The sequence below is a fragment of the Bartonella jaculi genome (assembly GCF_039543045.1).
In the GTDB taxonomy this organism is placed as follows: domain Bacteria; phylum Pseudomonadota; class Alphaproteobacteria; order Rhizobiales; family Rhizobiaceae; genus Bartonella; species Bartonella jaculi.
Window position 1 is genome coordinate 1 of sequence record NZ_BAABIZ010000156.1, and the last position, 822, is coordinate 822.

Genomic DNA, 822 nt, shown 5'->3' on the forward strand with positions numbered 1-822 from the left:
ATGTGTTATAAAAGAAATTAACAGAAATCTTTAAAAACCATTTAGTAAAAAACATGATAGGTTATAAAGATAAAAATAAGCATCATGAGAGCCTTTATAAATATTATAAATGTATAGATTCAAAAAAGAACGCAACCGTTTTATAACGCCCATAATATAGCTTTAAAAGCTTATAATACAAAAGAAGCAATTAATAAGCATATGATAAATATTTACACACAATGCATTTAAAAAAATCATAAAAAATATCAAAAAAGATAAAATATTATTTGACAATAAATACGTATTTTGTTATATAAATACTCAAGTGCTAGAAACACTTAACGATTAGCGGATAGGTTACGAAACAGCCTCTCCCATGTCTTTAAAATACTGACTTTCTTTTATGCTGTCATTGGCATATAACGATTATGTCGGGTGTAGTTACACCATACAATACCTTTTTATGGGGAAAGTGTAACAACGGACTAATCGCCGTGTTTCTAGCGCCCGGCTCTCTTATAGAGTGTCAATAGAAACTTTATAACGATTAGGATTTAATTATGACAAATATATCAAAAAACACCCCCATTACAAACGAAACCGCATCTAATAATAAACAAGAGCCTGCAAAAAAGTATGAGTTTATTAATGATGGCGAATATATAGATGGTCATTTCTTAACGCGCATTCGTGCTTTAAGAGATTTTGATGATGTCAAAAAAGGTGACCTCGGGGGGTATATTGAAAGTGAAGATAACCTCTCTCATGATGGCAATTGCTGGGTGTATAATAAAGCCCGTGTCTTTCAAAATGCACGCGTTTTTGGCAACGCAAAAGTAA

At 31.4% G+C, this 822-nt stretch carries 1 pseudogene; it reads left to right on the forward strand.

The features are described from left to right. Positions 1-542: 542 nt before the first annotated feature. Positions 543-822 (forward strand): annotated as a pseudogene (locus tag ABD915_RS09930) (hypothetical protein); the annotation flags it as partial.